At 59.8% G+C, this 25,728-nt stretch carries 27 protein-coding genes and 1 tRNA gene; 14 read left to right on the top strand and 14 right to left on the bottom strand.

Going from position 1 to position 25,728, the window contains the following annotated elements; all coding sequences use genetic code 11:
* Positions 1-149: 149 nt before the first annotated feature.
* Positions 150-323 (bottom strand): hypothetical protein, encoded by a 174-nt coding sequence (locus FB009_RS33935; RefSeq protein ID WP_018208413.1) that lies wholly within the window; start codon positions 321-323, stop codon positions 150-152.
* Between the two features lie 212 nt (positions 324-535).
* Positions 536-739: a hypothetical protein gene (locus FB009_RS19000; protein ID WP_024311466.1), complete on the bottom strand. Its 204-nt coding sequence runs from the start codon at positions 737-739 to the stop codon at positions 536-538.
* A gap of 531 nt (positions 740-1,270) precedes the next feature.
* Between FB009_RS19000 and FB009_RS18995 the strand changes: the two genes are divergently transcribed.
* The 8 genes from FB009_RS18995 (at position 1,271) to FB009_RS18960 (ending at position 10,366) form a co-directional block, all read left to right on the top strand.
* A complete protein-coding gene (locus FB009_RS18995) occupies positions 1,271-3,133 on the top strand; it encodes a TRAP transporter large permease (protein WP_145161889.1) in 1,863 nt (620 codons plus the stop codon).
* A gap of 48 nt (positions 3,134-3,181) precedes the next feature.
* Positions 3,182-4,192, top strand: a complete 1,011-nt coding sequence (locus FB009_RS18990) for a TRAP transporter substrate-binding protein (protein WP_011975598.1) — start codon at positions 3,182-3,184, stop codon at positions 4,190-4,192.
* A gap of 100 nt (positions 4,193-4,292) precedes the next feature.
* On the top strand, positions 4,293-5,096 hold the full coding sequence (locus FB009_RS18985) for an SDR family NAD(P)-dependent oxidoreductase (RefSeq protein ID WP_011975597.1): 804 nt from the start codon (positions 4,293-4,295) through the stop codon (positions 5,094-5,096).
* A gap of 3 nt (positions 5,097-5,099) precedes the next feature.
* Positions 5,100-5,948, top strand: a complete 849-nt coding sequence (locus tag FB009_RS18980; protein WP_011975596.1) for an IclR family transcriptional regulator — start codon at positions 5,100-5,102, stop codon at positions 5,946-5,948.
* Positions 5,945-7,114, top strand: a complete 1,170-nt coding sequence (locus tag FB009_RS18975) for an acetyl-CoA acetyltransferase (RefSeq protein WP_011975595.1) — start codon at positions 5,945-5,947, stop codon at positions 7,112-7,114. Before FB009_RS18980 ends, FB009_RS18975 begins: the two co-directional genes overlap by 4 nt.
* Positions 7,111-8,760, top strand: a complete 1,650-nt coding sequence (locus FB009_RS18970) for an acyl-CoA synthetase (RefSeq protein ID WP_011975594.1) — start codon at positions 7,111-7,113, stop codon at positions 8,758-8,760. The genes FB009_RS18975 and FB009_RS18970 overlap by 4 nt, the downstream gene beginning before the upstream one ends.
* A 2-nt stretch (positions 8,761-8,762) precedes the next feature.
* Complete coding sequence (locus FB009_RS18965; protein WP_026183471.1) at positions 8,763-9,509, top strand: SDR family NAD(P)-dependent oxidoreductase; 747 nt, start codon at positions 8,763-8,765, stop codon at positions 9,507-9,509.
* A complete protein-coding gene (locus tag FB009_RS18960) occupies positions 9,509-10,366 on the top strand; it encodes a PCC domain-containing protein (protein ID WP_186447672.1) in 858 nt (285 codons plus the stop codon). The genes FB009_RS18965 and FB009_RS18960 overlap by 1 nt, the downstream gene beginning before the upstream one ends.
* Before the next feature lie 45 nt (positions 10,367-10,411).
* Here FB009_RS18960 and FB009_RS18955 read toward each other — a convergent pair whose 3' ends face one another.
* Entirely contained in the window at positions 10,412-10,675 is a 264-nt protein-coding gene (locus tag FB009_RS18955; protein ID WP_011975591.1) for a hypothetical protein, read from the bottom strand.
* Between the two features lie 222 nt (positions 10,676-10,897).
* Complete coding sequence (locus FB009_RS18950; RefSeq protein ID WP_011975590.1) at positions 10,898-11,545, bottom strand: outer membrane protein; 648 nt, start codon at positions 11,543-11,545, stop codon at positions 10,898-10,900.
* A 256-nt stretch (positions 11,546-11,801) separates the two neighbouring features.
* Here FB009_RS18950 and FB009_RS18945 point away from each other — a divergent pair, with 256 nt between their 5' ends.
* Positions 11,802-12,827, top strand: coding sequence for a GlxA family transcriptional regulator (locus FB009_RS18945; RefSeq protein ID WP_011975589.1), 1,026 nt, complete (start codon positions 11,802-11,804; stop codon positions 12,825-12,827).
* Positions 12,828-12,883: 56 nt separating this feature from the next.
* On the opposite strand, the gene FB009_RS18940 is transcribed toward FB009_RS18945, so the two are convergent.
* The 3 genes from FB009_RS18940 to FB009_RS18930 all read right to left on the bottom strand — a co-directional run bounded on the left by FB009_RS18940 (position 12,884) and on the right by FB009_RS18930 (position 15,110).
* Positions 12,884-13,198, bottom strand: coding sequence for a hypothetical protein (locus FB009_RS18940; protein WP_011975588.1), 315 nt, complete (start codon positions 13,196-13,198; stop codon positions 12,884-12,886).
* Between the two features lie 234 nt (positions 13,199-13,432).
* Entirely contained in the window at positions 13,433-13,840 is a 408-nt protein-coding gene (locus tag FB009_RS18935; RefSeq protein ID WP_011975587.1) for a DUF1236 domain-containing protein, read from the bottom strand.
* 868 nt (positions 13,841-14,708) lie between these two features.
* Positions 14,709-15,110 carry a DUF1236 domain-containing protein gene (locus tag FB009_RS18930; RefSeq protein WP_011975586.1) on the bottom strand — a complete coding sequence of 134 codons (402 nt, stop codon included), beginning with the start codon at positions 15,108-15,110 and terminating at the stop codon, positions 14,709-14,711.
* A gap of 227 nt (positions 15,111-15,337) precedes the next feature.
* Here FB009_RS18930 and FB009_RS18925 point away from each other — a divergent pair, with 227 nt between their 5' ends.
* Complete coding sequence (locus tag FB009_RS18925; RefSeq protein WP_011975585.1) at positions 15,338-15,637, top strand: hypothetical protein; 300 nt, start codon at positions 15,338-15,340, stop codon at positions 15,635-15,637.
* A 91-nt stretch (positions 15,638-15,728) separates the two neighbouring features.
* Here the strand turns inward: FB009_RS18925 and FB009_RS18920 are convergent, their stop codons facing one another.
* The 6 genes from FB009_RS18920 to FB009_RS18895 form a co-directional block, all read right to left on the bottom strand.
* Positions 15,729-16,586 carry a class I SAM-dependent methyltransferase gene (locus FB009_RS18920; protein ID WP_011975584.1) on the bottom strand — a complete coding sequence of 286 codons (858 nt, stop codon included), beginning with the start codon at positions 16,584-16,586 and terminating at the stop codon, positions 15,729-15,731.
* 260 nt (positions 16,587-16,846) lie between these two features.
* Positions 16,847-17,662 (bottom strand): non-homologous end joining protein Ku, encoded by an 816-nt coding sequence (gene ku / locus FB009_RS18915; RefSeq protein ID WP_011975583.1) that lies wholly within the window; start codon positions 17,660-17,662, stop codon positions 16,847-16,849.
* A 12-nt stretch (positions 17,663-17,674) separates the two neighbouring features.
* The gene (gene ku, locus FB009_RS18910) at positions 17,675-18,559 is read right to left on the bottom strand and encodes a non-homologous end joining protein Ku (RefSeq protein ID WP_011975582.1); all 885 of its coding nucleotides are present in this window, start codon (positions 18,557-18,559) and stop codon (positions 17,675-17,677) included.
* A gap of 118 nt (positions 18,560-18,677) precedes the next feature.
* Positions 18,678-18,941, bottom strand: a complete 264-nt coding sequence (locus tag FB009_RS18905; protein WP_011975581.1) for a hypothetical protein — start codon at positions 18,939-18,941, stop codon at positions 18,678-18,680.
* 11 nt (positions 18,942-18,952) lie between these two features.
* Positions 18,953-19,819 carry an FkbM family methyltransferase gene (locus tag FB009_RS33200; RefSeq protein WP_234888284.1) on the bottom strand — a complete coding sequence of 289 codons (867 nt, stop codon included), beginning with the start codon at positions 19,817-19,819 and terminating at the stop codon, positions 18,953-18,955.
* A gap of 428 nt (positions 19,820-20,247) precedes the next feature.
* Positions 20,248-20,323, bottom strand: a tRNA-Lys gene (locus tag FB009_RS18895).
* A 261-nt stretch (positions 20,324-20,584) separates the two neighbouring features.
* On the opposite strand from FB009_RS18895, the gene FB009_RS18890 reads away from it, so the two are divergent.
* Both FB009_RS18890 and FB009_RS18885 read left to right on the top strand, forming a co-directional pair.
* The gene (locus FB009_RS18890) at positions 20,585-21,328 is read left to right on the top strand and encodes a cytochrome c biogenesis CcdA family protein (RefSeq protein ID WP_011975579.1); all 744 of its coding nucleotides are present in this window, start codon (positions 20,585-20,587) and stop codon (positions 21,326-21,328) included.
* A 29-nt stretch (positions 21,329-21,357) separates the two neighbouring features.
* Entirely contained in the window at positions 21,358-22,320 is a 963-nt protein-coding gene (locus FB009_RS18885) for an AEC family transporter (protein ID WP_145161879.1), read from the top strand.
* On the opposite strand, the gene FB009_RS18880 is transcribed toward FB009_RS18885, so the two are convergent.
* Positions 22,288-23,499: a UbiH/UbiF family hydroxylase gene (locus FB009_RS18880; protein WP_011975577.1), complete on the bottom strand. Its 1,212-nt coding sequence runs from the start codon at positions 23,497-23,499 to the stop codon at positions 22,288-22,290. The two genes, FB009_RS18885 and FB009_RS18880, sit on opposite strands and share 33 nt — an antisense overlap.
* A gap of 405 nt (positions 23,500-23,904) precedes the next feature.
* On the opposite strand from FB009_RS18880, the gene pcsA reads away from it, so the two are divergent.
* Both pcsA and FB009_RS18870 read left to right on the top strand, forming a co-directional pair.
* A complete protein-coding gene (gene pcsA / locus FB009_RS18875) occupies positions 23,905-24,630 on the top strand; it encodes a phosphatidylcholine synthase (protein ID WP_011975576.1) in 726 nt (241 codons plus the stop codon).
* A gap of 34 nt (positions 24,631-24,664) precedes the next feature.
* Positions 24,665-25,642, top strand: a complete 978-nt coding sequence (locus tag FB009_RS18870; protein ID WP_011975575.1) for a quinone oxidoreductase family protein — start codon at positions 24,665-24,667, stop codon at positions 25,640-25,642.
* The last annotated feature ends 86 nt before the right edge of the window (positions 25,643-25,728 follow it).

Genomic DNA, 25,728 nt, shown 5'->3' with positions numbered 1-25,728 from the left:
ACTCAGTAATCGCTCGCGGATCCGGGCGGCTATCTTTGCCGGCAACGCCGCTTTATCAAGCCGGCCGCGAAAAAGGCACGCCGCTCTGCCCCGATCCGCAGGAAACGGGAACGCGTTGGCGGCTCGCTTCGGATGGATAGCCACTACTGCTAGAACGTCCGGGTTTTGCGGTGGTCTCTACAGCCGTGACGCGTCCTGACGGCTGGAGCGATAATCGAGCCCGTTGGCGGAGGCTCGGGTTCCCGCTCGACCGCAAGTATGCTCATCACGATCGAGATGAGCACGAGTATAAGCACCAGAAAGGCTAATCCCGCTTTATCCATTCCCCATCATGGCGAGCCGAATGCGCGCAAAGCGGGGCAGACATCCGGCGCAGAGCCATGGATCACCGTCATGGTTAAATTTGCCTGAATCTATCTGCCTGACGGGAGGACGCACCGACTCGGCGCAACGCAGTTACACTGCATCGTTGACGGGCACGGCAATGGGAACGGAGAAGCCGTTCCGTTCCGCAGCCGGCCTTCAGGTAGGCTGGTTAGGAATGCAGCGTGAGCTTCTTCAGCTTATCGATCCGTCGTTCGCCGGACTGATAAACCGAGATCAATCTTGCGGCCAATGCCTCCGCCTGATCGCCGCAGTTGGGTACCTGACGTTCTTCCAGCAACTGCTCGAATACACGGCCGAGCAAATCGATTTCGCCGGGACGAAACGCTTGTGAGTAGTTCCGGGATGCCGTCACAGCGCGCAACTCCTCAGTTGGGGCGAAAGCGCGATATCTCCCGGCCATCGGCGCCCGTGCCACAAGCCGATGATCGTCGAAGCCTACGCCTATCCGCGGGAATGGCGACGCCTCAACAGTTGCAAATGCGAGAGCGCGATGAGGAAAAGCCTAAGCAGTTCCCCGCTCGCATCCCGCGCTCAACGCATTGGAACCACGCTCACCGCGGCCGTGCCGATCAGAAAAGGGAGGGAGCCAACGCGCGCCGAGAACCGCGCCCAACTTAAACTGGTTCACAATATGGACCATTGCCAAACGTAATCGTGGAGTAATTTCAGGTAATTGGCTTTGTTTATTGCTTGTGTCGCTTCTGTGGCCTACAAAATGGACCCCGTCGGGTGGCGCTTTGGAGGGCGCCGGACGATCTGGAATGTCGATCCGATGGTGCCAATTGGTTCGGGCGACGCCTCTGGGAGGAGCTTTGACGCTGTTCGATCGGCGTGGTTCGCGCAGCGCGGAACGCGTTCGGACGGTTCAAAAGGGAGGAAAAGAATGACCACCACGACGGAGGGCGTTTCCGAATTCGCCGTGCTCGCCGAAACGATGGAGGCCCGACCGGGTTCGCGGCTGATGCGCCCGGTCGAAGCGCTGTCTGCCGTTCTGCTTCTGGCCATTATCGCCATGCTGCTTTCCGGCGTGGTCTTTCGCTATGGTCTATCCAGACCGATCGTCTGGATAGACGAAGCGGCGTCGATTGCCTTCCTGTGGCTGGCCATGCTCGGATCGGCGATCGCGATCGACCGTTGTGAGCACCTGCGGCTGACCATCTTTCTCAATGCTCTCGGTGAACGGGCCCGACAGTTCACCGAGACGCTCGGCATGGTGGCGATCATGGCATTCCTTCTCGTCTTGCTGCCTGCCGCCTATATGTATGCCTCCGGGGAAATGGACATCACCTCGTCGGCGTTGAACATTCCTGCCGGTTATCGCGCCGCGGCGATTGCCGTCGGCATGGTTCTGATGGTGTTGCTGGCCGTGGCGCAATTGCTCAGAACCGCGAGGGCGCTGGACGTAGCGGTCGCGGCCGTTGCCGCCGTAGCATCGGCGCTCTGGCTGCTTTCGCCGGCACTTACATCGTTCGGCAATGGCAACATTCTGATTTTTCTCGTCGGCGGCGCCGCCGTCTGCCTCGCAATGGGCGTTCCGATCGCATTTTGCTTCGGCATCGCGACGCTTCTATTCCTTGCCTTCACGACATCGATGCCGCTGGTCGTCATGATCGGCCGTATGGACGAGGGAATGTCCAGTCTCATCCTGCTGTCGGTCCCGGTCTTCGTGCTCCTCGGTTGCATTCTGGACGCGACCGGCATGGGGAAGGCGATCGTCGATTTTCTTGCGTCCATGCTCGGCCACGTGAAGGCCGGCATGTCATATGTTCTGCTGGGGTCGCTCTTTCTGGTATCCGGCATATCTGGATCGAAGGTCTCGGACATGGCAACGGTCGCCCCGGCACTGTTTCCCGAGATGAAGCGGCGCGGTCACAAACCGAAGGAGATGATAGCACTTCTGGCGACCGGCGCGGCCATGGCCGATACCGTACCGCCGAGCATCGTGCTGATCGTGCTCGGCTCCGTGGCAGGCGTCTCGATAGCGGCGCTGTTCACCAGCGGTTTCGCCATCGCTCTCGTGTTGCTTGTCGCGCTCGCCGCGCTTGCCCGCATCAAGGCGGCCCGCGAAAATGTCGATGGCGTCATACGCCCGTCGCTGAAACGCATCGGCGCCACGGCCCTGATCGCTGCGCCGGCTCTGGTGTTGCCGTTCATCATCCGCAGCGCGGTCGCGAGCGGAGCGGCGACTGCGACGGAGGTCTCGACCATCGCAGTGGTCTACGCCTTTATCATAGGCACTGTGCTCTATGGTGGCATCGGTATTCGGCGAACCTATAAGATGCTGGTCGAGACGGCCGCGATGAGCGGTGCGATCCTTCTGATTCTCGGTACCGCCGCGGCAATGGCCTGGGCGCTCACCCAGACCGGGTTCGCCTTCGAGCTCACCGACATGATGAGCGGCCTGCCGGGCGGATGGTTCACATTCATGTTGGTATCGATCGCCTTGTTCATGCTGCTCGGCTGCGTGCTCGAAGGCCTCCCGGCAATCGTCCTCCTAGCGCCCATCATGTTCCCGATCGCGCGTGCGATGGGCATCCATGACGTCCACTATTCCATGGTCATCGTCACTGCCATGAATGTCGGACTTATGGCGCCGCCGATCGGCATAGGCTTCTACATTGCCTGCAAGATCGGCAACGTCTCGCCCGACGAGGCAATGGGTGCGATTTGGCCTTACATCGGCGCGATGGTGCTTGGCCTTTTGCTGATCGCCGCCGTTCCCTGGTTCTCGCTCGCATTGCTGTGAGCACGCCATCCCACATTCATCATCGACGATCAGGAGGAGAACAGAGCGATGAAGATTACCCGTAGAACGATGCTGCTCGGCACCGGGGCAGTGGCCATCGGGGCGTCGATCCGCACAAAGGCTCATGCGGCGGACTTCACCTACAAGCTGGCAAACAACCTGCCGGTTACCCACCCGCTCAACATCCGCCTGAAGGAAGCGGCCGACAAGATTCTGGAGGAGACTGGAGGTCGGCTGAAGATCAACATCTTCCCGAGCAGCCAGCTCGGCAACGACACCGAAACCCTTTCGCAGCTTCGCAACGGCGCAACCGAGTTCTTCTCGCTCTCGCCGCTGATCCTGTCGACCCTTGTTCCCAACGCCGCCATCAGCGGTATCGGCTTCGCCTTCCCCGACTACGACACCGTCTGGAAGGCCATGGACGGAGAGCTCGGTGCCTATGCACGCGGCGAGATCGAGAGAAAGGGTCTCGTGCCCATGGAAAAGATCTGGGACAACGGCTTTCGGCAGATCACCAGCTCGAATAAGCCGATCAACACGCCGGAGGATCTCAAAGGATTCAAGATCCGTGTGCCGCCGAGCCCGCTCTGGCAATCCATGTTCACAGCCTTCGGCGCCGCACCGACCACGATCAATTTTGCCGAGGTCTACACGGCGCTCAGCACCGGCACGGTGGACGGCCAGGAAAATCCGTTGGCAATCGCATCCACCGCCAAGCTTTATGAGGTTCAGAAGCATTGCGCCATGACCAACCATATGTGGGATGGTTTCTGGATGCTGGCGAACAAGCAGGCCTGGGAGAGACTGCCTGAAGACATCAGGGAGATTGCAGCCAGAAACCTGAACGAATCGGCCACGGCCCAGCGGACCGATACCGCCAAGGTGAACGACACAGTCCGCGAACAACTGACGCAGAGTGGCATGACTTTCACCGATCCGGATAAGGCTGCGTTCCGCAAAACGCTGAGGTCGGCGGGTTTCTATGCCGAATGGAAGGGCAAGTTCGGTGACGAGGCGTGGGCCATCCTGGAAAAGGCGGTAGGGACCAGCCTGGGCTGAGGACCGGACTATGAAGGGGCGGGCGGCCGTTTCATCCGGCCGCTCACCGACCGATCAGCGATGTGGCACGCGAGCGTGCGGGCGCCTTCCGGGGTTTCGAATGGCAGACCGTCTTAGAGGAAAATCGGCAATCGTCTTCGGTGCAGGTTCCTCCGGCCCCGGCTGGGGGAACGGCAAGGCGGCCGCCGTGCTTTATGCGCGCGAGGGCGCCAAGGTCGCATGCGTCGACCTCGACATCGAGGCCGCCGGGGAAACGGCGGCGATCATTGCGGAAGAAGGCGGCGAGGCGATCGCCATTGCCGCGGACGTTACCGCCCTCGCATCGATCGAAGCCGCCGTTGCTGCCGCGCGGCAGGCATACGGCACCCTTTCGATCCTGCATAACAATGTGGGCGTAACGCATATGGGTGGGCCGGTGGAGCTGTCGGAAGCGCAGTTCCAGCAATCCGTCGATCTCAACCTCGGCTCGGTGTTCCGCACTGCCAAGGCAGTGATCCCGCATATGATCGAGGCCGGCGGCGGTGCAATCGTCAACATCTCGTCGCTTGCCGCTATCCGGTGGACCGGTTACCCCTATTTTGCCTATTACGCGACGAAGGCGGCAGTCAACCAGGCGACTGTCGCGATCGCGGTTCAATATGCGCGGCAGGGAATCCGGGCCAACTGTGTCGTCCCCGGCCTGATCGACACGCCGCTGATCTACAAGCAGATCTCCTCGCATTATGCTTCCACGGATGAAATGGTTGCTGCCCGCAACGCGGCGCTCCCAAGCGGGCATATGGGCGATGCCTGGGACGTCGCCAATGCCGCGCTTTTCCTTGCCTCCGACGAAGCGAAATTCATCAACGGCGTTTGTCTGCCGGTCGATGGCGGTCAGAGCTGCACGATCATGGGAGCGCGCTGAGACATGGACGACGTCGCCATCAGGGACATGACCGGCTCCCAAAGCGTCGATCGGGCGACGAAGCTGTTATCGCTGGTCGGACGACAGGCGGACGGCATGACCCTCAGCGCCGTGGTCGAGAAGAGCGGGCTCAACAAACCCACGGTGCGTCGCCTGCTGCTGGCCCTGATCAGGGCCGGCCTTCTGGAGCAGGACGACCGCGACCGGCGCTACTATATCGGCGAAGAAGCCTATGTGCTTGGAACGCTCGCATCGGGCCGGCACGGGCTGCTGCGCCTTTCGACGGAAAGCCTGCATCGCCTTGCTCAAAAGACCAGCGACTCCTGCTTTCTTTCCGTGCGCCGCGGAGCGTCCTCGGTCTGTCTCCACCGGGAGGAGGGGAGCTTTCCAATTCGCACCCACGCACTCCAGGCGGGCTCCGTGCATCCTCTGGGAGTCGGCGCCGGCTCTCTTGCCATGCTGTCAGCCCTGCCGGACGAGGAGGTTTCAGCCGTGCTGGAGCAGAATGCCGCCGTGCTCGAGAACCAGTTTCCGATGCTTGCTCCCGACGAACTGCGCCGGCGCGTCGAACTTACCCGCATCCAGGGCTATGCGGTCAATCCGGGCCTTATCCTGGCCAATTCCTGGGGGGTGGGCGTCGCGATCCGCTATCCGGACGGCGGCGTGGCTGGAGCCGTCAGCATTGCCGCCATAGACAGCCGCATGCAGGAGCCGCGACAGAGCGAGCTGGCGGTCCTTCTCAGACAGGAAGCATCACGCATCGAGATCAAGCTCGCCGAGCAGTTCCGCGACAGGCGGACGCGACACATTGCAGCCGTTGCAAGACCTCTCAAAAGGAGATCGCCCAGATGACCGAAGCGCAGATCGTAGGCTGGGCCCACTCCCAGTTCGGCAAAACCGACTACCCGGATACCGAGGCGCTGATGGCTGCGGTCGCGGCGCCGGCACTTGCGCATGCCGGCGTGGCTGCCTCTGATATCGACGGCATCTTTGTCGGCGTCATGAATGGCGGCTTCTCAAAGCAGGAGTTTCAGGCCGCACTTGTCGGTATGGCCGACGAGGCGCTTGCTCATGTTCCTTCCGTACGACTGGAAAACGCATGCGCGACAGGCTCGGCGGCGATTTATACGGCGATGGATTTCATTGAGGCCGGCCGCGGCCGCATTGCTCTCGTTATCGGCGCCGAGAAAATGACCGCCGTTCCGACGGCGCAAGTCGGCGACATTCTCCTGGGCGGCAGCTACCGCAAAGAGGAAGGCGATGTGGAAGGTGGCTTTGCCGGCGTCTTCGGACGCATAGCGCAGCATTACTTTCAGCGTTACGGCGACCGTTCCGAGGAACTGGCGATGATCGCCGCCAAAAACCACGCGAACGGAGTTGCCAATCCCTATGCGCACATGCGCAGGGATTTCGGTTTCTCATTCTGCAACACCGTTTCGGAGAAGAACCCGATCGTCGCCGCCCCGTTGCGCCGCACCGACTGCTCGCTCGTCTCGGATGGGGCCGCAGCCCTGGTGCTCGCCGCTGCGGAAACGGCTGCGACTCTGCAAAGGGCGGTCGCGTTCCGGGCGCGCAGCCATGTCAATGACGTCTTTGCGCTCAGCCGTCGGGACATGGCGGAATTCGACGGGCCACGACGGGCGTGGAAAGCGGCGCTGTCGCAGGCTGCCGTCACGCTCGAAGATCTTTCCTTCGTTGAAACACATGACTGTTTCACCATAGCCGAGATGATCGAATACGAGGCCATGGGCCTGACCGCGCCCGGCGAAGGCTACCGAGCAATCCGTGACGGCACCACCACCAGAAGCGGACGGCTGCCAGTCAATCCATCCGGCGGCTTGAAATCCAAGGGCCATCCGATCGGTGCGACAGGGGTTTCGATGCATGTCATCTCGGCCATGCAGCTCATGGGTGAGGCAGGTGAGATGCAGATCCCTCACGCAGGGCTCGCCGGCATTTTCAACATGGGCGGTGCTGCCGTAGCGAATTATGTCTCGATCCTGGAGCGGGTGAAATGACGAGCGACGAACCGCAGGGCGGCGTCACCCCGGTTTCGACGCGTGTCATGAACCTCGCAAACCTGCTTTCGCAGGCGGCAAGACGAAATCCCGACGAGATTGCGCTCATTCGCGGCGACGTTCAGTGGCAGTGGCGGGAGATTGAGGAACGCGTCGACGCCATGGCATACGCCTTCGTCCACGAATTCGGGGTGCGGAAAGGCGACCGTATTCTCGTCCACTCCGCGAACTGCAATCAGATGTTCGAATCCATGTTCGCGGTTTTCAGGGTGGGGGCGATCTGGGTGCCCACAAATTTCCGGCAAATGCCGGAGGAAGTCGCCTATCTGGCGCAGTCGAGCGGTGCCCGAATGGTGATTTTCCAGGCCGCCTTTGACGCGCACGCCGAGGCGTGCCGCGCTACGGGCGAGAGGATCGAATCGTTCGTTTCGATCGGTTCATCGCCGATCGGCGAGGACTATGACGCAATCGTTGCGCGCAATCTCGGACGGGGCGTTTCGCCGGCTGCCGTCGACCGCGACGACCCATGCTGGTACTTCTACACCTCGGGCACGACCGGCCGGCCAAAGGCCGCCGTGCTGACGCACGGGCAAATGGCCTTTGTCGTCAACAACCATATCGGCGATCTTTTTCCGGCGACGACGCATCGCGACAAGTCCATCGTCGTCGCGCCGCTGTCCCACGGTGCCGGCGTGCATCAGCTCTGTCAGGTCGCGCGAGGTGCGACGACCATTCTTCTCCCGTCCGAAAAACTGGACATCCCGCAATTCTGGACTCTCGTCGAAAAATGGAGGGTGAACAATCTCTTCGCCGTCCCGACCATCGTGAAGCTGCTCGTCGAAGACCCGTCGGTCGACCGGTACGACCATTCGTCGCTACGCTATGTCATTTATGCGGGTGCGCCGATGTATCGCGCCGACCAGCAGACGGCGCTCGAGAAACTCGGCGCTGTCCTGGTGCAATATTTCGGCCTCGGCGAAGTAACCGGAGCGATCACAGTCCTGCCTCCCGCCTTCCACAGTCTCGGAGACGGCCCGGATGCGCGAATTGGTACCTGCGGCTTCGAACGGACGGGCATGCAGGTGCAGATCCAGGACGAAAACGGAGACGAGGTCGCGGCGGGTTGTAGCGGCGAAATCTGCGTGATCGGCCCGGCGGTTTTTGCCGGCTACTATCGGAATCCCGAGGCGAACGCGAAAGCGTTTCGCAATGGCTGGTTTCGAACCGGTGACCTCGGTCATGTCGATACGCAGGGCTTCCTCTACATCACCGGTCGCGCTTCCGACATGTTCATCTCCGGCGGATCCAACGTCTATCCGCGCGAAATCGAGGAGAAGCTTCTCATGCATCCGGATATCAGCGAAGCGGCGATCGTCGGTGTTCCCGATCCGGTATGGGGGGAGGTCGGCGTCGCGGTTTGCGTCGCTCGCGACGGGGCGACACTCGATGCGGCGGGCTTGAGAGAATGGCTGGACGGGAAAGTCGCCCGTTACAAGCTACCGAAGAAGATCGTCTTCTGGCCCGAAATGCCGAAGTCGGCCTATGGCAAAATCGCCAAGAAGATGATCCGCGAGGAGCTTGAGCGGCGCGGGGAGCTGAATGACCTTTCGCCTGGCGGCGCGGAGAGCCGGAGTGTCGCCCCGTGAGCGTGAAATCCGTCCTCATAACTGGCGGCGCCTCCGGGATCGGCTTCGAAATAGCGACGCTTCTGAACCGGCGTGGCTGGAAGGTCTATCTTGCCGATCGCAATGCCGGTGCATTGGCAGATGCCTGCAGCGTCATCTCGCTCGATCCCGCCCAGGCGCTCGCCTGCAGCGTAACGGATGAAGAGCAGGTGCGATCGGCCATTAAGGCAGCCGCGTCGTCCGCGCCGCTCGGAGCGATCATCAATTCGGCCGGCATCGCAATGGACAGGCCGGCGGTCGACACCAGCGTCGATGATTTCCGCCGCATCCTCGACGTCAACCTGACCGGCACCTTCATCGTATGCCGTGAAGCCGCACGTCACTGGCTGGCAATAGCCGCCCCCGGTGCGATCGTCAATATTTCCTCCGTGTCGGGCCTCGTCGGCAACAAGGGGCGGGCGGCTTACGGCGCCTCGAAAGGGGCCGTCAATCTGCTCACTTACATACTTGCGACCGAGCTTGGACAGGATGGAATTCGTGTCAATGCCATCGCGCCGGGCGCCATCGATACGCCTCTGTCGCGGGCCGTCCATACGGAAGACGTGCGCGCACAATGGCACGAGCGCATTCCGCAGCGTCGCTATGGAACATCGCGCGAAGTCGCGCAAAGCGCAGCGTTCCTGATCTCGGAAGAAGCCAGTTATATCAACGGCCAGGTTCTTGCGGTCGATGGTGGTTTCGCTCATGCAGGCCTGGTTCTGAAAGGATGATGATGCGCAGGATTCTCCAGCCCGGCGCACCGCTTGCGCCACGGGTGCTTTCACTTGAATGCCACGCCGAGAGGATGCGTCTGACCTTCAAACCCGACCGCAATGTGCTCGACGCCGTCCATGAGGCGCTTGCGGAAACAGGCTTCGACAGCGCAATAATCCAGGTACGGGGCGGCTCCTTCGAGCCGCTTGCCTACATCACGCCCACCCTGGACGGCGGCGGCCTTCATGCGGCCTGGTACAGCGACATACATGCGCCGAAAGGCCCCGCCATCATCGAGGGTCTGGTCATGACATTCGGCCGGCGCGATGGAGAGCCGTTCCTGCATGCTCATGGCGTCTGGCGGCATGAGGACGGATTCCGCGGAGCAGGGCACGTCATGCCGAAAGACACGCAGTTTGGCGGACCGGTGGAGGCGGAAGCCTGGGTCCTGTCGGGCGCGATCATGGATCAACTGGAGGACAGCGAGACCCGGTTCCGTCTCTTCACGCCTGTACCCCATTCCGCCGCCTCTGCGACCGCCTCACGGCGCGCTGTTCTCTGCCGGATGAAGCCGAATGAACCAATTCATCAGGCAATCGAGCGCACGGCGGGTGAGCACGGTATCGAACGGGCAAGTTTGCACGGCATCGGCAGCCTCGTAGGCTGCACTTTCACCGACGGCCGGATCATGGAGTCGGCCGCATCGGAATTGCTTATTCGCAAGGGGACGCTTTCACCGGATCAGAATGGAAAGGCTGAAGCGAGACTCGATATCGCGATCGTCGACACGGAACGTGCCATATACGAGGGTGAGATTGCCAATGGCACCGATGCCGTTTGCATTACCTTCGAACTGCTGATTGTCGAAGAGTAACGGTCGATCGCAAGATCACGGTAAGGCAGAGCGTCCTTAAACCGCTCACTCCTTCTTGGCTGTGCTTCGCCGGTCGAGCAATTGCTGAAAAATATCGGCCTGCCTGTCTGCCGCCGAACGTATGGCGGCTAAATGGCCAAGCATGGCACCGAAGGCGACGAGGATGAGGCCGCTGGCGATTGCCGGAAAGGCCCAGGGAAGGACAGCGACAAGGGTCTTCACGTCGGGAGTGGGCACAAGGGTCATCGCCAGCAGAGCAAGCGTACCGATGACGATCGTGCCACCCAAGAACTCCAGAAACTTTCCCATCCTTCCTCCCCGTACAAATCTTGGAGCGGGATGAGGGAAAGTGTGTGCGGTTGGATGCCCGCATCCCGTTCTAACCTGGTAGAATCAATCACGTTCACGACTTTAGGTCGATCCGAAAATCGCGTCATCCGATGTTTGGAGCACTTCCCGAAAAGTGGTCGAAATTCCTTCCACAGAAAAACCCGGCAATTGCCGGGTTCTTGATCGAAACGCGCCAGGCGATCAGAACTTTACGCCGACACCAATGGTGAACTGGTGCTGGTCGAGGTCGACATCGACGCCGCCGACATCCTTGTCGCTGAAATCGTTGTAGCGATACTCCGCGCGTCCGAAGACGCTGTCCGTGAACCCGTAGTCGACGCCGCCACCGATGGTCCAGCCGTTGAAGGTTTCCTTCTCCTTCGGCGCGCCGGCAACGTCGACGAAACCGCGCGTTACCGCCCAGCCGCCTGTGGCATAGAGGAGCGTCCTGTCGTTGACGGTGTATCCGAGGCGGGCGCGCACGGATCCGGAAACATCCGTTCCCACATCGGTGTTCGTGCCGAAGACGGTGACGGTCTCATCATTCCAGTTGTAGCTGACATCGCCCTCCACGCCGACGACCCAGTCACCATGCTGGTAATTGTAGCCGGCGAAGGCGCCCAAGAGGCCTCCACTGAACCGCTTCGAGCCGCCGCCGCCGGGAACGCTCAGATCGCTGTTCAGCCAGCCACCGCCGCCCTGCAAGCCGAGATAGCCGCCAGTCCAGACGAAGCTGTGGACTGTCTCGACCGTCGGTGTCGGCTCCGGTGGCTGTGCCAGATCGGCTGCATGCGCCTTTCCGCCAAGCATGAAGGCCGCGAAGATCGCAACAAGCACATTTCTGATCATCACAGACGCCTCCTGTTGTCGGCAAAGATTAACAACATATCGGATGCGAGTCTGCGAAAAACAACGCCCCCGGCGGCCCTCGGGTGAAGAGAAAAGAGGGCCGGCGGCTCGTCCCGGCCGGCCCTTCCGAAAGATCGCGGAAAAGGGGAACATCTCGGAGCGGGCCTGCAAATGCCCGCAGAGAGATCGATGTGCCCGCCGATAATGCCTTAAAGGATGTTTCCGAATTGACATGTAGCGCAGAAAATTTGACGTTATGCGCATGGTTGCGAACAGGATTGCACAATCTACGATCGAGGTCGCGGTGATTATCCTGCCCGAGTCGTCGATCATGTCCCTTGCTTCCGTCCTCGATCCGATGCGCGCGGCAAACCGGGTGACCGGGCACGAGGTCTTCCGGTGGCGGTTGCTCTCGGCCGATGGTGACGCGGTGATGCTCACCTGCGGCTTATCTATTCCGGTGGATGCTCGGTTCGCCCTGCCGATCGTCGGGGATCTCCTTCTCATCATCGGCGGGTTCAATCTCGAGAGATATGCAGGCAAGCGCTTCCTCGCTACTCTGCAGGAATGCGCGCGGCATTTCGATATCGTCGCGGGCGTTGAGTCCGGGTGTTGGCTGCTCGGGCGTTCCGGGCTTATCAAAGGCCGCAAGGCAACCGCCCACTGGGAGGAGCTCGAGGATTTCAGTCGGGCATTTCCCGAGCTGCAGGTGATTGGGGACCGTTTCGTGACCGACGGCAAGTACTGGACCTCCGGTGGCGCGTCGCCGACTTTCGACATGATGCTGCACCTCATTGCGGAGAGGCTGGGGCCGGCTATCGCGCTGGATGTAGCGAGCATTTTTGTCTACGATCAGATGCACAGTCCCACGGACGTACAGCCCTTCGTCTCGCTCGGCCGCATGGAAGCACGAGATCCGGAGCTCGCCGCGGCCATAAGGCTGATGGAGCGCACACTCGAACGGCCGATGACGGTCGCGGCGCTTGCGCGCCGGCTATCCGTCTCACAACGCAAGCTTGAAATGCTCTTCGCCAAAGGCCTCTCGACCAGCCCGGGCGCCTATTACCTGCGCCTCAGGCTGCAGGTCTCCCACCGGCTCGTTCGCGATACCGGAATTCCAATGCGGGATGTCGCCCTTCGCTGCGGGTTTGACAGTCTCTCGGCCTTTTCGCGTGCCTACCGACGCGAATACGGGACGAGCCCTACGGGTATGCGCAGCGCACGCAGCGCAAGCGTCGCTTCTGAGATGTCAGATGAAGGCGGACGCCACGCGCGCCCCTGACGACACTTAAAACGGGGGCGGGAACCGCACCGCTTTTCCTCATTCCTCTCCGGCGTTCAGCGTCGTGCTTGTCCGGTTGACCCGGCAAGCGAACAAGCCTCTTCGAACGCTTTGACGGTCTCCGGCTCGTTGTCCTCCGGCAGCACGGCATCAGCCACATCGGCCCGGTCGGCCGAAGCGGCCACATCGCCTTCGTAGACATAAGACTGGATGTAATAGGCCAACTCACCCTTCCACACATTCCGTCCGTCTATCTGGCGGCAAGCCACGGCGGTTTCGAAATCGGACTGGAGATCATCCACCGTTGCGTTGGCCGAGACGAGATTCGAGGGCACCGCGAGCGAGGCGATCAACAAGACGGCGGTAAACATGATGGCAGCCCTCCGGAAAGCGAACCTATTGGGAAACGGTGGGACAGTTTCTTGGTTCCCTTTGGGTAGAGAGCGATTCCGATTCGGAAGGAAGTGGCATTTTAATGAAGATAGATTTTTGCGGGCCAGCGATGTGTATCAGCCACACAGCCCGACGCTGCCGGTGGTCCGGTCGCAATGGCAAGAGCGCCGGCGGTGCCAACATTCGGGCGCCGCCGGCAGTCGCGGTGTTTCTTATTGAACGACCTGGACGACCGTGTAGGTTTTAGGGTCGACGATCACGCGTTGGTTGTTCACCACGGCGAAGGCATAGGAGGGGTTCTCCGGGACGGGCGTCAGCATAACGCTGCGCGGTAGCGGGCGCCCGACGGCGATCCGTTCCTGCAAGACGACCGTATCGGCTGGAACCGGCTGCTGCCGGACATAAGTTACGACCTGCTGCGGCGGAGGGGCGATAACCGCTCCGGCGACGAGCCCGACCGCTCCACCGATGGCGGCTCCAACGGGGCCTCCAACGATTGCACCAGTAACCGCTCCGCCCGCAGCGCCCGTTACGGCACCTTGATTGCTGTCATTTGCAATAGCGGGCGCGGCAACGATGCCCGTTGCGATCGCAGTAACAATGAAGATCTTGGCGTTCATCTGTCGTACTCCCTTGCTATACAGTGGAAGAACGAACATCCTTAAACATTGTTCCTGATTTTATTTCGCGCTATCAGTATTTCATCAATAAAAATAAGTTACCCGGCTGAAATAATCCGTTACCTGTTGCGTGGCGCTGCAACGCTCTCGAGTGAGGCCCCAGAGCGGCGGTACCCGAAGGGACTACTGGGCCGCCGCTCTAGGACCGCTCGCGGGTCTGCTGTCCAGCGGCGGCTGGTTGCCAAGCCTCGCGATCTCTCTGCAGCCAAGGTTTGGCTGCAATCTTATCGCGAACGATATAGCAGCCGGGAGCAAAGCGTATCGGACCATTGGTCGGCCAAGAGCCTTAGGAAGGCGGGACCAAAGTCCGATCGCAGGGGATGCAGGGCCATCGGGGGATAAAAAAGCCCCGCTCGATGGCGGGGCAGGCACGCATCCGCTTGGCAAACGAAATGCGGGGAAAGATGTAATTCCAACGGAACTACGGCTTGGACGCTATCTCTGAGCAGAGGCGGTGGGAAGGTCTGAATCTCTGATTCCGGTACTCCGCTGCGAATAAACCTGCGGCGGATTCTCCGTTAGAGCTGCTGGTAAGCTGTAACGACCAGGCCTGTTCGACTTTCAACTCAGCTCAAGCCGAAGAACGACAAGATGGCGATTACGATAACGACCAGGCCAACGAGATAGATAATCTGATTCATCGCTCAACTCCTTTCATCACGAGTGAACGGGCATGGCGCAGGTAAGTTCCAGGCGAGCGCTAAACGCGGTGCGCTGGTGACGGGGCGCGAAGGGCGGAATTGAGTACAAACCCAACTCCGCCTTCACATGCGCACGCGGTGGGGGATGCCCGCATTGACAACCAGGGTCAGTTGACAACCTGGACGACCGTACGCGATTTCGGCTCCACGATGACGCGGCGTTCATTGACCACTGCGTATGCGTAGGTCGGGTTCTCCGGAACCGGCGTCAGCACGACCGTTTCAGGAATGGGTTTGCCGACTGCGACAGGTTGCTGAACGACCACTGATGGGGGTGCCGGTTGCTGCTGTACATAGGTGACCACCTCGGCAGGCGGAGGGGTCAGCGCGCCGCCAAGGGTGGCGCCGACCACCGCGCCTACTCCAGCTCCGACCGGGCCCCCGAGAATGGCCCCGGTTGCGGCGCCGCCCACCATGCCGGTCGCTGCGTTTGTGCCGTCGGACTGCTGTGCGGCCGCACCACTGGCAAGCAGCGCTGCGGTCGCGGTAATATATACTAGCTTCTTCATAGCATTTCCTCTCGTTGAACTCGTCACTCAACGGGCAAGCACGGAGTCTGTTCCAATCTTTGGACTTTGGTCTGATTCCGACTCAGACGATCGCCCGATTAAACACGCGATCTCCGCGGGTATATTTGGAAGATAGTCGCAGTTCTTCAGAAAGTACGGCACTGCGGTGTTCATCGACGGTTCAGACCCGAAAGATCAATCTGATGAACAGCAAAAAGGAGTCAGCCATGAGAAAGCTCTCATACGCCTTTGCAGCCGCAGTTCTGGCCGCGTCTTTCGCTTTGCCGGTAAACGCGGCGCCGATCTTCGTGCCTATACCGGAGCAAGTGAAAACAGGGGCTGTCGAGCAGGTCAATCATTGGCGCCATCGTCATTGGCGCTCGGAGCGCCACTGGAACAAGCGACATGCTTCGCGCTCCTGCCGCTATTACGGCAGGTGTTATCCTCGGCATTACAGGCACTACAGCTATCGGGACTATCACCGCTACCATCCCCGGCAGGGCGTAACTGTCTATTTCAATTTTTAGTGCCGATCTTATATGCCTGATCGACCGGCGAGAAACGGACGCGCTTTATCCGAGCCCGCCCGGTTCGTCTCGGGATGGTGGCGAGGCATATTCATGCCGCCGTAAGAGTGGGGGAAGCGTCCCCCTGTGAGGATCTGCGTCTTTGCGCTATGAACGTCGCCCTTCGGCCGCTGTAGTAGCGCTTTTCCAAATTCTTTGCCTTCGCTTTGAGCCGCGCAATCTCGGTAAAGCCGCAATACTCCAAGAGGTTCCGGACAGCAGGGCTGTTGGGGGAGAATTGGCAGAATTCATCGGGTCGCCAGCGAGATGTGCTGATGTTGGTTGCATCGGAAGTGGTCCCCGAGACTCTGCGCATGTGCCACAATGGCCACCGGTCCAGAACGGGATTGATGATCGGGACTTTCATAAGTGTCGTGTCAACGACCAGAACGTCTCCGGTCACGGCTGAAATGCGCTTCATGCTCAGAACCGGGTTTTCCAGGTGGTAAAGAATGCCGAGGCAGAGGACGAGGTCGAATTTGCCGTGAGTGGAAGGGTCGAGATCCAGAAGATCAAGCTGCTGGAACTCAACATTCGATAGTCCGAGAGCATCTCCGACGAAGCTCGCCTGCTCTACGTAATGGGCGTCAATATCGATCCCGAACACATAGTCTGCCCCTGAGTTTGCCGCGTGGACCGAGAAGCCGCCGCAATTGCATGCGATGTCCAGAACTCTTTTGCCTTTCAACGAACCTCCGCAGGCGGTGAGAATACTTCCCCAGGCGTGATCGAGGAACGTCTGCAGTCTGGTACGTTCTCGTGTCTGCCGGGAAAGTTCAGGAACAAACGTACTGAGCCCAAAGGGCAAGTCGATGGCGTGATGGAAGGGCGCGAGGCGGCGGACCGTCGCCTGGATTTCGCTTTTGCTTTTCGCTCTGTGGTGAGAACCAGATGTTTGAAGATGATCCATCGTTATTCTCCACGATGAAAATTCATAAAGGAAATTGTGCAAACGAATCAGAGAGCCACGCCTGCACCTTCGACGGGCAGGAGGGGTCAGGACTCATTTTTCTAAGAACTAAAATTAAGTCCGTCGACCGGACGACTTTGCTAGTGCCATGCGCATATATGTAAACCTATATACCGAAACCACGGCGAACGGGCTATCATAGGCGTTATTGTGTCAAAACGGTGTCGCGAATGAGACCGATCGACAATCCCGGCGGCCAGCTATGACTTCTTGCTGCCCTTTTTTTTCTCGAGGCTCTCCTTCAGGGCCGACATCAGATCGATGACGTTTCCGGCATGCGCAGGCGCTTTGTCCTTGCCCTTCGGCTCGGCGACTTTCCTGGCCGACTTTCGCTTGCTCTCGATGATTTTCAGGAGTTTCTCCTGCACTGGATCGCCGACCATGTCGGGGCTCCACGGTTTGCTTCGCTCCTCGATCAGCGTCGTAATCAGGCTCATCAGCTTGGGGTCATTGTCGCTGTTGGCGATGTCACCGAAATAGTGTTCCGGCTTTCTCACTTCGTCTCCATAGCGCAGCGTCCAAACGATAATGCCTTTCCCGCATGGCTCGAGCATCACGGCACGCTCGCGCCGGCCGATCACGAGCCTCGACATGCCGACGACCTTCTCGCGCTCCATCGCGTCCCGGATAACGCTGAAGGCTTCATGGCCGACCTCGTCAGACGGTGACAGGTAGTGGGGTTTCTCCAACCAGATCCATTCGATCGTATTCCGAGGCACGAACTTCTCGATGTCGATGGTCCTGGCACTTTCAAGTGCCACGCTTTCCAACTCCTCATCTTCGATTACGAGGAAGTCGCCTTCGGCGCGCTCATATCCTTTCACCTCGTCCTCTTCGTCGACCTCTTTCCCGGTTTCCGCGTCGACATATCTGGAGACGAGGCGGTTGTTCGTCTTGCGGTTCAGGGTGTGGAAGCGGACCTTCTCGGACTCGCTTGTCGCGGGCATCATCGAGACCGGGCAGGTGACGAGCGATAGCTTCAGGTAGCCTTTCCAATATGGACGAGGGGGCGCCATCGTTCACCTCTCTTAACCTGCGCGGCGACGCTGGGCAGGTGCGCCCTCCTCAGCCGCCTTTTTCTTGCCTTCAGCCGCTGCTGCCTTGCCGGTACGCTTCTTCGACGCTGCCGGCGGCTTTTTCATGCCCGCACTCTGGCGTAGCGCCTCCAGCAGATCGTTTGCTTTCGAGACTTTCGGGGCAGCGCGCTTCGGCAGGGCCTTGCCTTCCAGCTTCGCTTTGATCAGCTCGGCGAGCGCGGCTTCATAGCGGTCGTCGAACTCGTCGGCCGAGAATGTCCCCTTCTTCGTGCCTATGATGTGCTTTGCGAGTTCCAGCATCTCGCCTTCAATCTTAATGTCCGGAATGTCCTTGAAGGCTTCTTTGGCGCTTCTGACCTCATAGTCGAAGTTGAGTGTGGTGGCGATCAGCCCTTTGTCGTGCGCGCGCAGCAACACTGTGCGCATTCGGCGGAAGAGCACTGTCTGCGCGATCGCCGCGACATTCTTCTTCTGCATGCCGTCCCGCAAAAGTGCATAGGCCTCGGTGCCCATTTTGTCCGGGGTCAGGTAATAGGGCTTGTCGAAATAGACCTTTTCGATGTCGTCACAGGTGATGAATGCCTGTACTCGAAGCGTTTTGTCGCTCTCGGGCACTGCAGAGGCAACTTCCTCCGGATCGAGGACGACGTATCTGTCGTTGTCGAGCTCGTAACCCTTGACCTGGTCTTCTTTCTCTACCGGCTTGCCGGTCGCGCTGTCGACGAACTCTCGCCGTACACGGTTGCCCGTTTCCTTGTTCACCGTGTGGAAAGAGATCCGCTCGGAAGTCGAGGTGGCGGTGTAGAGCGCCACTGGGGCGGTCACTTCGCCGAACCGAACGTAGCCCTTCCACAGGGCTCGTGCAGCGACTGCCATGAAAAACTCCTTTGCATAACCAAGGGAGTCAACCGACAGGCTTTCTGCTTTGTTCCGGACCGGACGATATATTCATCCGATCCCCATCTTGCTGAGGAAAGGTGCCGCAGCCAGGCGATCAGTGTACCGAATGGATGGATTGCTCCAGGAAGCTGCGGATACCGTCACGCTGGATCGTTGCAAGAAATTCTTCGAATGCTTCGCGGTCGGTAGCGAATGAATCGTCCCAAATCGTGGAATACCCTTCCTGATCCACCACTTCGAGGGTCCAATCCGCGTTGGTGCCGGCCGGGCGGTAGATGCCGATCACCACCACGACTCCGTCGTCGACGAATTGGCCGGAGAATTCTGAAAACTCATACTGCTGTTCGGTGTCGGTCATGCAGCTTCATATCATGCACGGGTGAAACGGGCGAGCGCTCTCGTTGTCACGACGTGACTCCCGTATGAGTGCAGGTGTACTTGCCGGGATCCCAGCTGCCTGCCTGGCATGGGATGTCTGCAATGCCCGATACGAGCAAGAACACGAGCAAGGCTCCGATCAGAATTCCAGCGAGGATGAAGATTCTCATGACGTCTCAGCTGATCGCGGACCCCTTGGCACGCTTGCGCCATCGTGGCGAAAACTGCGTCTGGCGCCAGTATCTTCAATCCGGCATCCATGGCAAGAGGAGGGGCAGCACGCAAGGCATTGATAGTTTTGATGCGCCTAGCTGAGAGATGGTCGCTGAACCGCTGCCGGAAGCCGCGGAGTTCAACTATGCGCTTCAGCTCATCCACCTTATCCGTGTGCGGCTGGAGTTCTACGGGAATATGTTGGACGCTGCCAAAGCCGGGGATGCGGAGGAGCTCGTCCTCGGCACCCTCGACATCCATGATCAGAACGTCAGGCCGATGACGATCGAGGATATGGGAAAACTTCACGCTCTCCACTTCAATCGTGTGTCCAACAATCTTCCGGTCGAAAATGCTTGAGGAGATGACATTTTCGGCCTGATGGAACGAAACCGTCCGGCCGTCTGAAGTAACGGCCTTTAGGACGAGATGTGGCTCTAGTTGATTCAGGCGGAAGTTGTCGCGTATGAGGCTGGCAAGGCTGCTGTTTGCCTCATATGTCGAGACGTTATCCTGACCGCAAATTGCGGCAGCGAGAGCGGCAATAAAGCCGACGCCGGTCCCTATTTCCAGAACCCTTGCGCTTGGCTTCAGTATCTTTAGAAGGATGTTTCGCTCTGTGTCTTCGTAGACCTCGCGATACATCAGGTCTTGCAGATACGGGGGAACACGTTCGTCTGCCGCGATAAGTTTGACCCCGAATATAGAAACCGTCCGCGGCTTAAATGCACGCCGGAACCTCTTCCGAAGCGACCTGATAATGCGCGTAGTCATATATCCCAGCCATGACACAACCTGCCTCGGCGCGCGCGCCATTAATAGAAAAGTTGTACCAATACAACCAGCAATAATAGAACATCGTGCCTCCGACGCGGCGGATCTGACTCGTTGCCAACTGGCGGAGCGGCCTTCGAAATGGCATCGGATTCACATCGGCTGCGCCGCGGTGACCGCCATCCGATTTTCATGTGTCATGGGCCGAAAGGGCGGAAATCTGCAGTGAGTATCGCAATTCCAGCCTGGATCGCATGGCAAGGAATGTTCGCAACCTGTTGATATGATTTGCCATTATATGGTGAGCGCGCAGGGATTCGAACCCTGGACCTACTGATTAAAAGTCAGTTGCTCTACCGGCTGAGCTACGCGCTCCCATGCCGGAACTGAGGCCCGGCGGAAGTGGCCGGACATATGCACGCACGCTTTGCGCCGGTCAACCCAAAAATTGCACTCGATCACGATGATTTTTGGTCGGATCGCGCAAATCCGACCTGCCCGATTCCAATGAGCTGCATGGTCCGGTCCTCGGCATAGCTGTGGTCCGGTGCGGCAAAATGATCGCCAAAAGGTGATTGGTTTCAGCCGGCGCATCCGGGTAAGAAGGCGCCAGCCGAGTGCAGGAGTTCTGAACCATTGTCGATCGCAGATATTTCCATCTGGACCGCCGTGCTAGCAGGCGCTCTGTCTTTTCTCTCTCCTTGCGTCCTGCCTCTGGTCCCACCTTACCTGTGCTACATGGCCGGCGTTTCCGTTGAAGAGTTCCGGAGCGGCGAGGCCGTGGCAGCCGCGAGCACGCGCAGGGCAGTGCTGCCGGCGGCGCTTTTGTTCACGCTCGGCTTTGCGACGGTCTTCGTCGCCCTCGGTGCCGGAGCGTCTTCGATCGGTCTCTTGCTCAGGCAGCATCTCGATCTTCTCTCGCGCATAGGCGGGATTATCATCATCGTGATGGGCCTGCATTTCCTTGGCCTATTCCGAATTGGACTGCTTGCACGCGAAGCACGTTTTCAGGGAGGTAAGCCGGCGACCCTCTCGGGGGCCTATGTCATGGGGCTTGCCTTCGCCTTCGGATGGACACCCTGTATCGGGCCTGTGCTCGGGACGATACTGGGCGTTGCCGCCGCCCGCGATACGGTTGCCGACGGCGCTGCTCTCCTGGCGATCTATTCGCTCGGCCTTGCGGTGCCGTTCTGGATCGCTGCGGGATTTTCCGGCGCCTTCATGCGTTTTCTTTCGCGTTTCCGCCGGCATCTGGGGGTCATCGAAAAGCTGATGGGGGGTCTGCTCGTCGCAACTGGCTTTGCTTTCCTCTTCGGTTTCGTGAGCGCCGTTGCAATCTGGTTCCAACAGACCTTCCCAATTCTGTCGCAAATCGGCTAAGCACGCCCGGAGCAACGGCGGGGACGGCGATGGCGGAAATTACGGGTCTGGTACTGCCGTTCTTCGGCCTCATCTTCCTCGGTTACCTGACCGCGCGTCTCGTGGATCATCCGGGCGAGGCGATGGGGTGGCTGAATACGTTCATCGTCTATCTGGCGCTGCCGGCGCTATTCTTCAAGCTGGTCTCGCGCACGCCGGTCGAAGAGCTCACCCGCGCCGATTTCATTCTGACCAGCGTAGGCACGACCTATGTCGTCTTTGCGCTGCTCTTCGCGATAAGTCTGTTCCTGCGTCGCAATACCGTTGCCGAAGCGACGATGCAGGGTTTCGCCGGCGCCTATGGCAATATCGGCTATATGGGCCCGGGCCTGGCGCTGCTGGCCCTCGGCGAAACCGCGGCCGTTCCGGTGGCTTTGATCTTCTGCTTCGAGAACGCGGCACATTTCACCGTCGCTCCTGCGATGATGGCTGCGGCGGGCGGCAGCAGACGGAAGCCCGCAGCTCTCGCGCTCGGCATTGCGCGCCGCATTGCGTTTCATCCCTTCATTCTATCGACCTTCGCCGGCGTCGCTGCGGCTTTTCTATCCTTTGAGCCGCCATTGCCGCTCCAGCGGCTGATCGACTATCTGGCGCAAGCGGCAGCGCCTTGCGCACTGTTTGCGATGGGAGTCACGCTTGCCTTGCGCCCTCTCAAACGCATTCCAGCCGAGATCGGCTACATCGTCCCGGCCAAGCTCGTGCTTCATCCGGTTTTAATGTATCTGGCGCTCAGCCTCGGCGGTGCCTACGATCCCATCTGGGTCCAGACGGCCGTACTGCTCGCCTCCCTGCCGACCGCGACCAATGTCTTCGTGATCGGCCACCAATACGGCGTCTGGCAGGAACGAGCATCGGCAACAATTCTCATAACGACGCTGCTTTCGGTCGCGACGGTAACCGGCCTGCTTTTTCTCATACGCTCAGGCGCTCTTCCGGCCGATCTGTTCCCGTAAGCCCTCCTTGAACGCTTGCAGGGCGCTGCCCGGGTGAATCCCCTCACGCATCAAAAGGCCACGCAGCGGGCCCGCAGAGGCGAGAAGATGCAGACCCGCCGCACGCAAGGCCTGCACGGGCAGGAAATTCGAAAGAAGAGAACGGTTCAGCAGGTCGACGCTTGCCGTCCTGCTGACGATGTCGGCGCGGCGGCGACCGTCGAAGCGGTCGCCCGTGTCTGCCGGAAGGCGGCTTCCGGCCGGCCGGCCGATGAGATCGACGAGGGTCATGATGTCTCGGAGGCTGAGATTCAGGCCTTGTGCCCCGATCGGAGGAAAGGCATGGGCCGCTTCGCCGACGAGGAGGATGCGCCCCTTGCCAAAACGACGGGCAGCAAGCCCGGAAAGCGGAAACGACTGAGGCGTTCCTTCGGTGGTGATCTTGCCGAGAATCGATTGCATGCGATCCTCTATGGTGCGCGAAAGCGCGTCCGGCGCGAGCTTCAGCGTCTCCTCTGCATCATGGGGCTTTTGAACCCAGACAAGACTTGAGCGATTTCCGGGAAGGGGGACCTGAGTGAAGGGACCGCTTTCTGTATGAAATTCGGTCGAAACGTCCTGGTGCGGCAGTTCGTGGCCGAAATTCAGCACGATAGCGGCCTGCGGATAGGACCAGGTTTTCACATCGATCCCCGCGGCTTCCCGCACGGTCGAGCGTCGCCCATCGGCTCCGATTACCAGATCGGCCGAGATCGTGCGGCCATCGCCAAGGCCGATTAGAACCTCCGCACCGCCGAGATCGAATCTCGCTGCCGCGGCGGTCGTACGCTCGAGCGTCGAAAGCGCCATTTCATGCTTTTCCAGGATATCCAGGAACGGCGAATTCGGTATGTTATAGCCGAATGCCTCAAGTCCCACTTCCGAGGCGCGGAAGTTGACGGGGGGCGCCCGAAAGAGCCGCCTGGTCCCGTCGAGGATGCGGATGGCGACAAGCGGCGCCGTCAATGGCTCGGTCTCGTCCCAAAGGCCGAGCGTCTTCAGATATCCGATCGACTGGTCCATGAGCGCGGTGGTTCGTCCGTCGGCTATCGCAGGTTTCGGACCGACGAGCGCTACCCGGTGGCCCTTGCGGGCCAGGGCGATCGCCGTCAGCGAACCGGCAAGTCCCGCGCCGATAATTGCAATGTCATAGTGATCCATGTCGACAGGACCTCCGATGCGGCTACCCGCAGTTTCGTCTCGACGTCCATGACTTAACTATCATGGCAGCCTTCCGGTTGCAGTAATGGCGAGGCTTCTTCCGCGTTCCTCATTTCTGTGTCTGCCACAGCAAGGAATACAGCCGCCGATCCGCTTGCGTGACCGTCCCCGTATCCTATCGCAATATTCGTTCTAGCCGCTTAGCCCATTGAAATAAATGGGCAGAATCGGCGCACCGGCGCTTGCCGCATGTCCACAGGTCAATGCAGCCCGAAAGCGGCGAACGGTTTGTTTTTGCTGGCGATGCTCGGCAAACGGTGCATATTACCGCCAAAGCGGCGCCTGTGCTGAAACAACGGCTGACTGGCGGCGCGAGACGGGACAAGGGACAGGGCGGCTTCGCAGATGAAGTTTTTCAATTACAGACGCGTTCCTTACGCCGAGATCCGCGCCTTTTCCGTGCACATCCTTACAGCCTCCGGATCGTTCCTGGCCTTTCTCGGCGTTGTCGCTGCGGCGGAGCACCGTTTCGTCGACATGTTCTGGTGGCTCGGCCTGGCTCTGCTTGTGGACGGCATTGACGGTCCGATTGCCCGCAAGGTCCAGGTCAAGGAAGTTTTGCCCAACTGGTCCGGCGATACGCTCGACAATGTTATCGACTACGTGACCTATGTGCTGCTGCCGGCCTTCGCACTTTACCAGAGCGGGATGATCGGCGAACCGTGGTCCTTCGTGGCAGCCGGCGCGATCGTGGTATCAAGCGCAATCTACTATGCGGACATGGGGATGAAGACGGACGAGTATTTCTTTTCCGGATTTCCGGTCGTCTGGAATATGGTCGTCTTCACCCTTTTCGTCATCCAGGCGAGTGAAGTGACTGCATCGGTTGTCGTTTTCCTGTCCGTGATATTGACGTTCCTGCCGATCAACTTCCTTCATCCAGTGCGTGTAGAAAGACTGAGGCCGCTCAATCTCGGCATCTTCCTCATCTGGTCGGCGCTCGGCATGTATGCTCTGCTTCTGCACTTCGAGACCCCCGCCTGGGTGGTCGTAGGCGTCGTTGCGACGGGGCTTTATCTCTACGTCATCGGTTTCATACTGCAGCTCTTCCCGAAGCTCGGGCGTGCTTGAAGCGCGAAAGGCTGCGCGTAATAAGGAGTTTGTCATGACACAGGCAATCGTCGTTCGCGAACTCGGCGGACCGGACGTTCTGAAAATGGAGGGCGTGACTCTTGCGGCACCCGGACCTGGCGAAGTGCAGATCCGGCAAGTCGCGATCGGCCTCAATTTCATCGATGTCTATTTCCGCACTGGTCTCTACAAGTCGGCGACCGGGCTCCCCTTCATCCCCGGCAAGGAAGGCGCCGGCATAGTCACCGCCGTCGGCGACGGGGTCACCATGTTTTCGGTCGGCGACCGCGTCGCCTATGCGTCGGCAGATGGGGCCTATGCGAGCGAACGGAACGTTGACGCGTCGCAACTACTGAAAGTGCCCGATGGGATCAGCCTGGAGACGGCGGCTGCGATGATGCTCAAGGGCATGACCGCGCAATACCTTCTGAACCAGACCTTCAAAGTCGGCCCGGACACGACCTTGCTCTTTCACGCTGCGGCCGGCGGCGTCGGGCTCATTGCGGGGCAATGGGCAAAGGCACTCGGGGCGACGGTGATCGGAACGGCCGGATCACAGGAGAAGATCGACCTGGCGCTTGCCCATGGCTACGACCATGTCATCAACTACCGCACCGACGATTTCGTTACGCGCGTGAAGGAGCTGACCGGAGGACGCGGCGTCGACGTCGTCTACGATTCGGTGGGTCGTGACACTTACCCTGCCTCGCTCGACTGTCTGAAGCCGCGCGGTCTCTGGGCCAGTTTCGGCAACTCTTCCGGCCCGGTGGATGCCTTCAACATCGGCATCCTGGCGCAGAAGGGAGCGCTCTATGCGACCCGCCCGACGCTTTTCACCTATGTCGCGACCCGGCCCGCCCTGGAGGCATGTGCAAATTCCCTGTTTGATGTTGTGCAAAGCAACAAAGTGCGTATCAATATCAATCAGACCTATCCGCTTGCCGAAGCCGGTCGGGCGCATACGGATCTCGAAACAAGAAAAACAAGTGGAACGACATTGCTGATTCCCTGACCGAAACCTTGCAGCGCCGCGCGTCAGACGCGCGTAGGTCGCTGTAATGGTTCCAGTGCTGCATGCAGCAAAGGCCGGGGAAATCG

This window comes from Sinorhizobium medicae, assembly GCF_007827695.1.
In the GTDB taxonomy this organism is placed as follows: domain Bacteria; phylum Pseudomonadota; class Alphaproteobacteria; order Rhizobiales; family Rhizobiaceae; genus Sinorhizobium; species Sinorhizobium medicae.
Note: the sequence above shows the minus strand (reverse complement) of the source record. Positions and strands in the feature narration are given on the sequence as shown.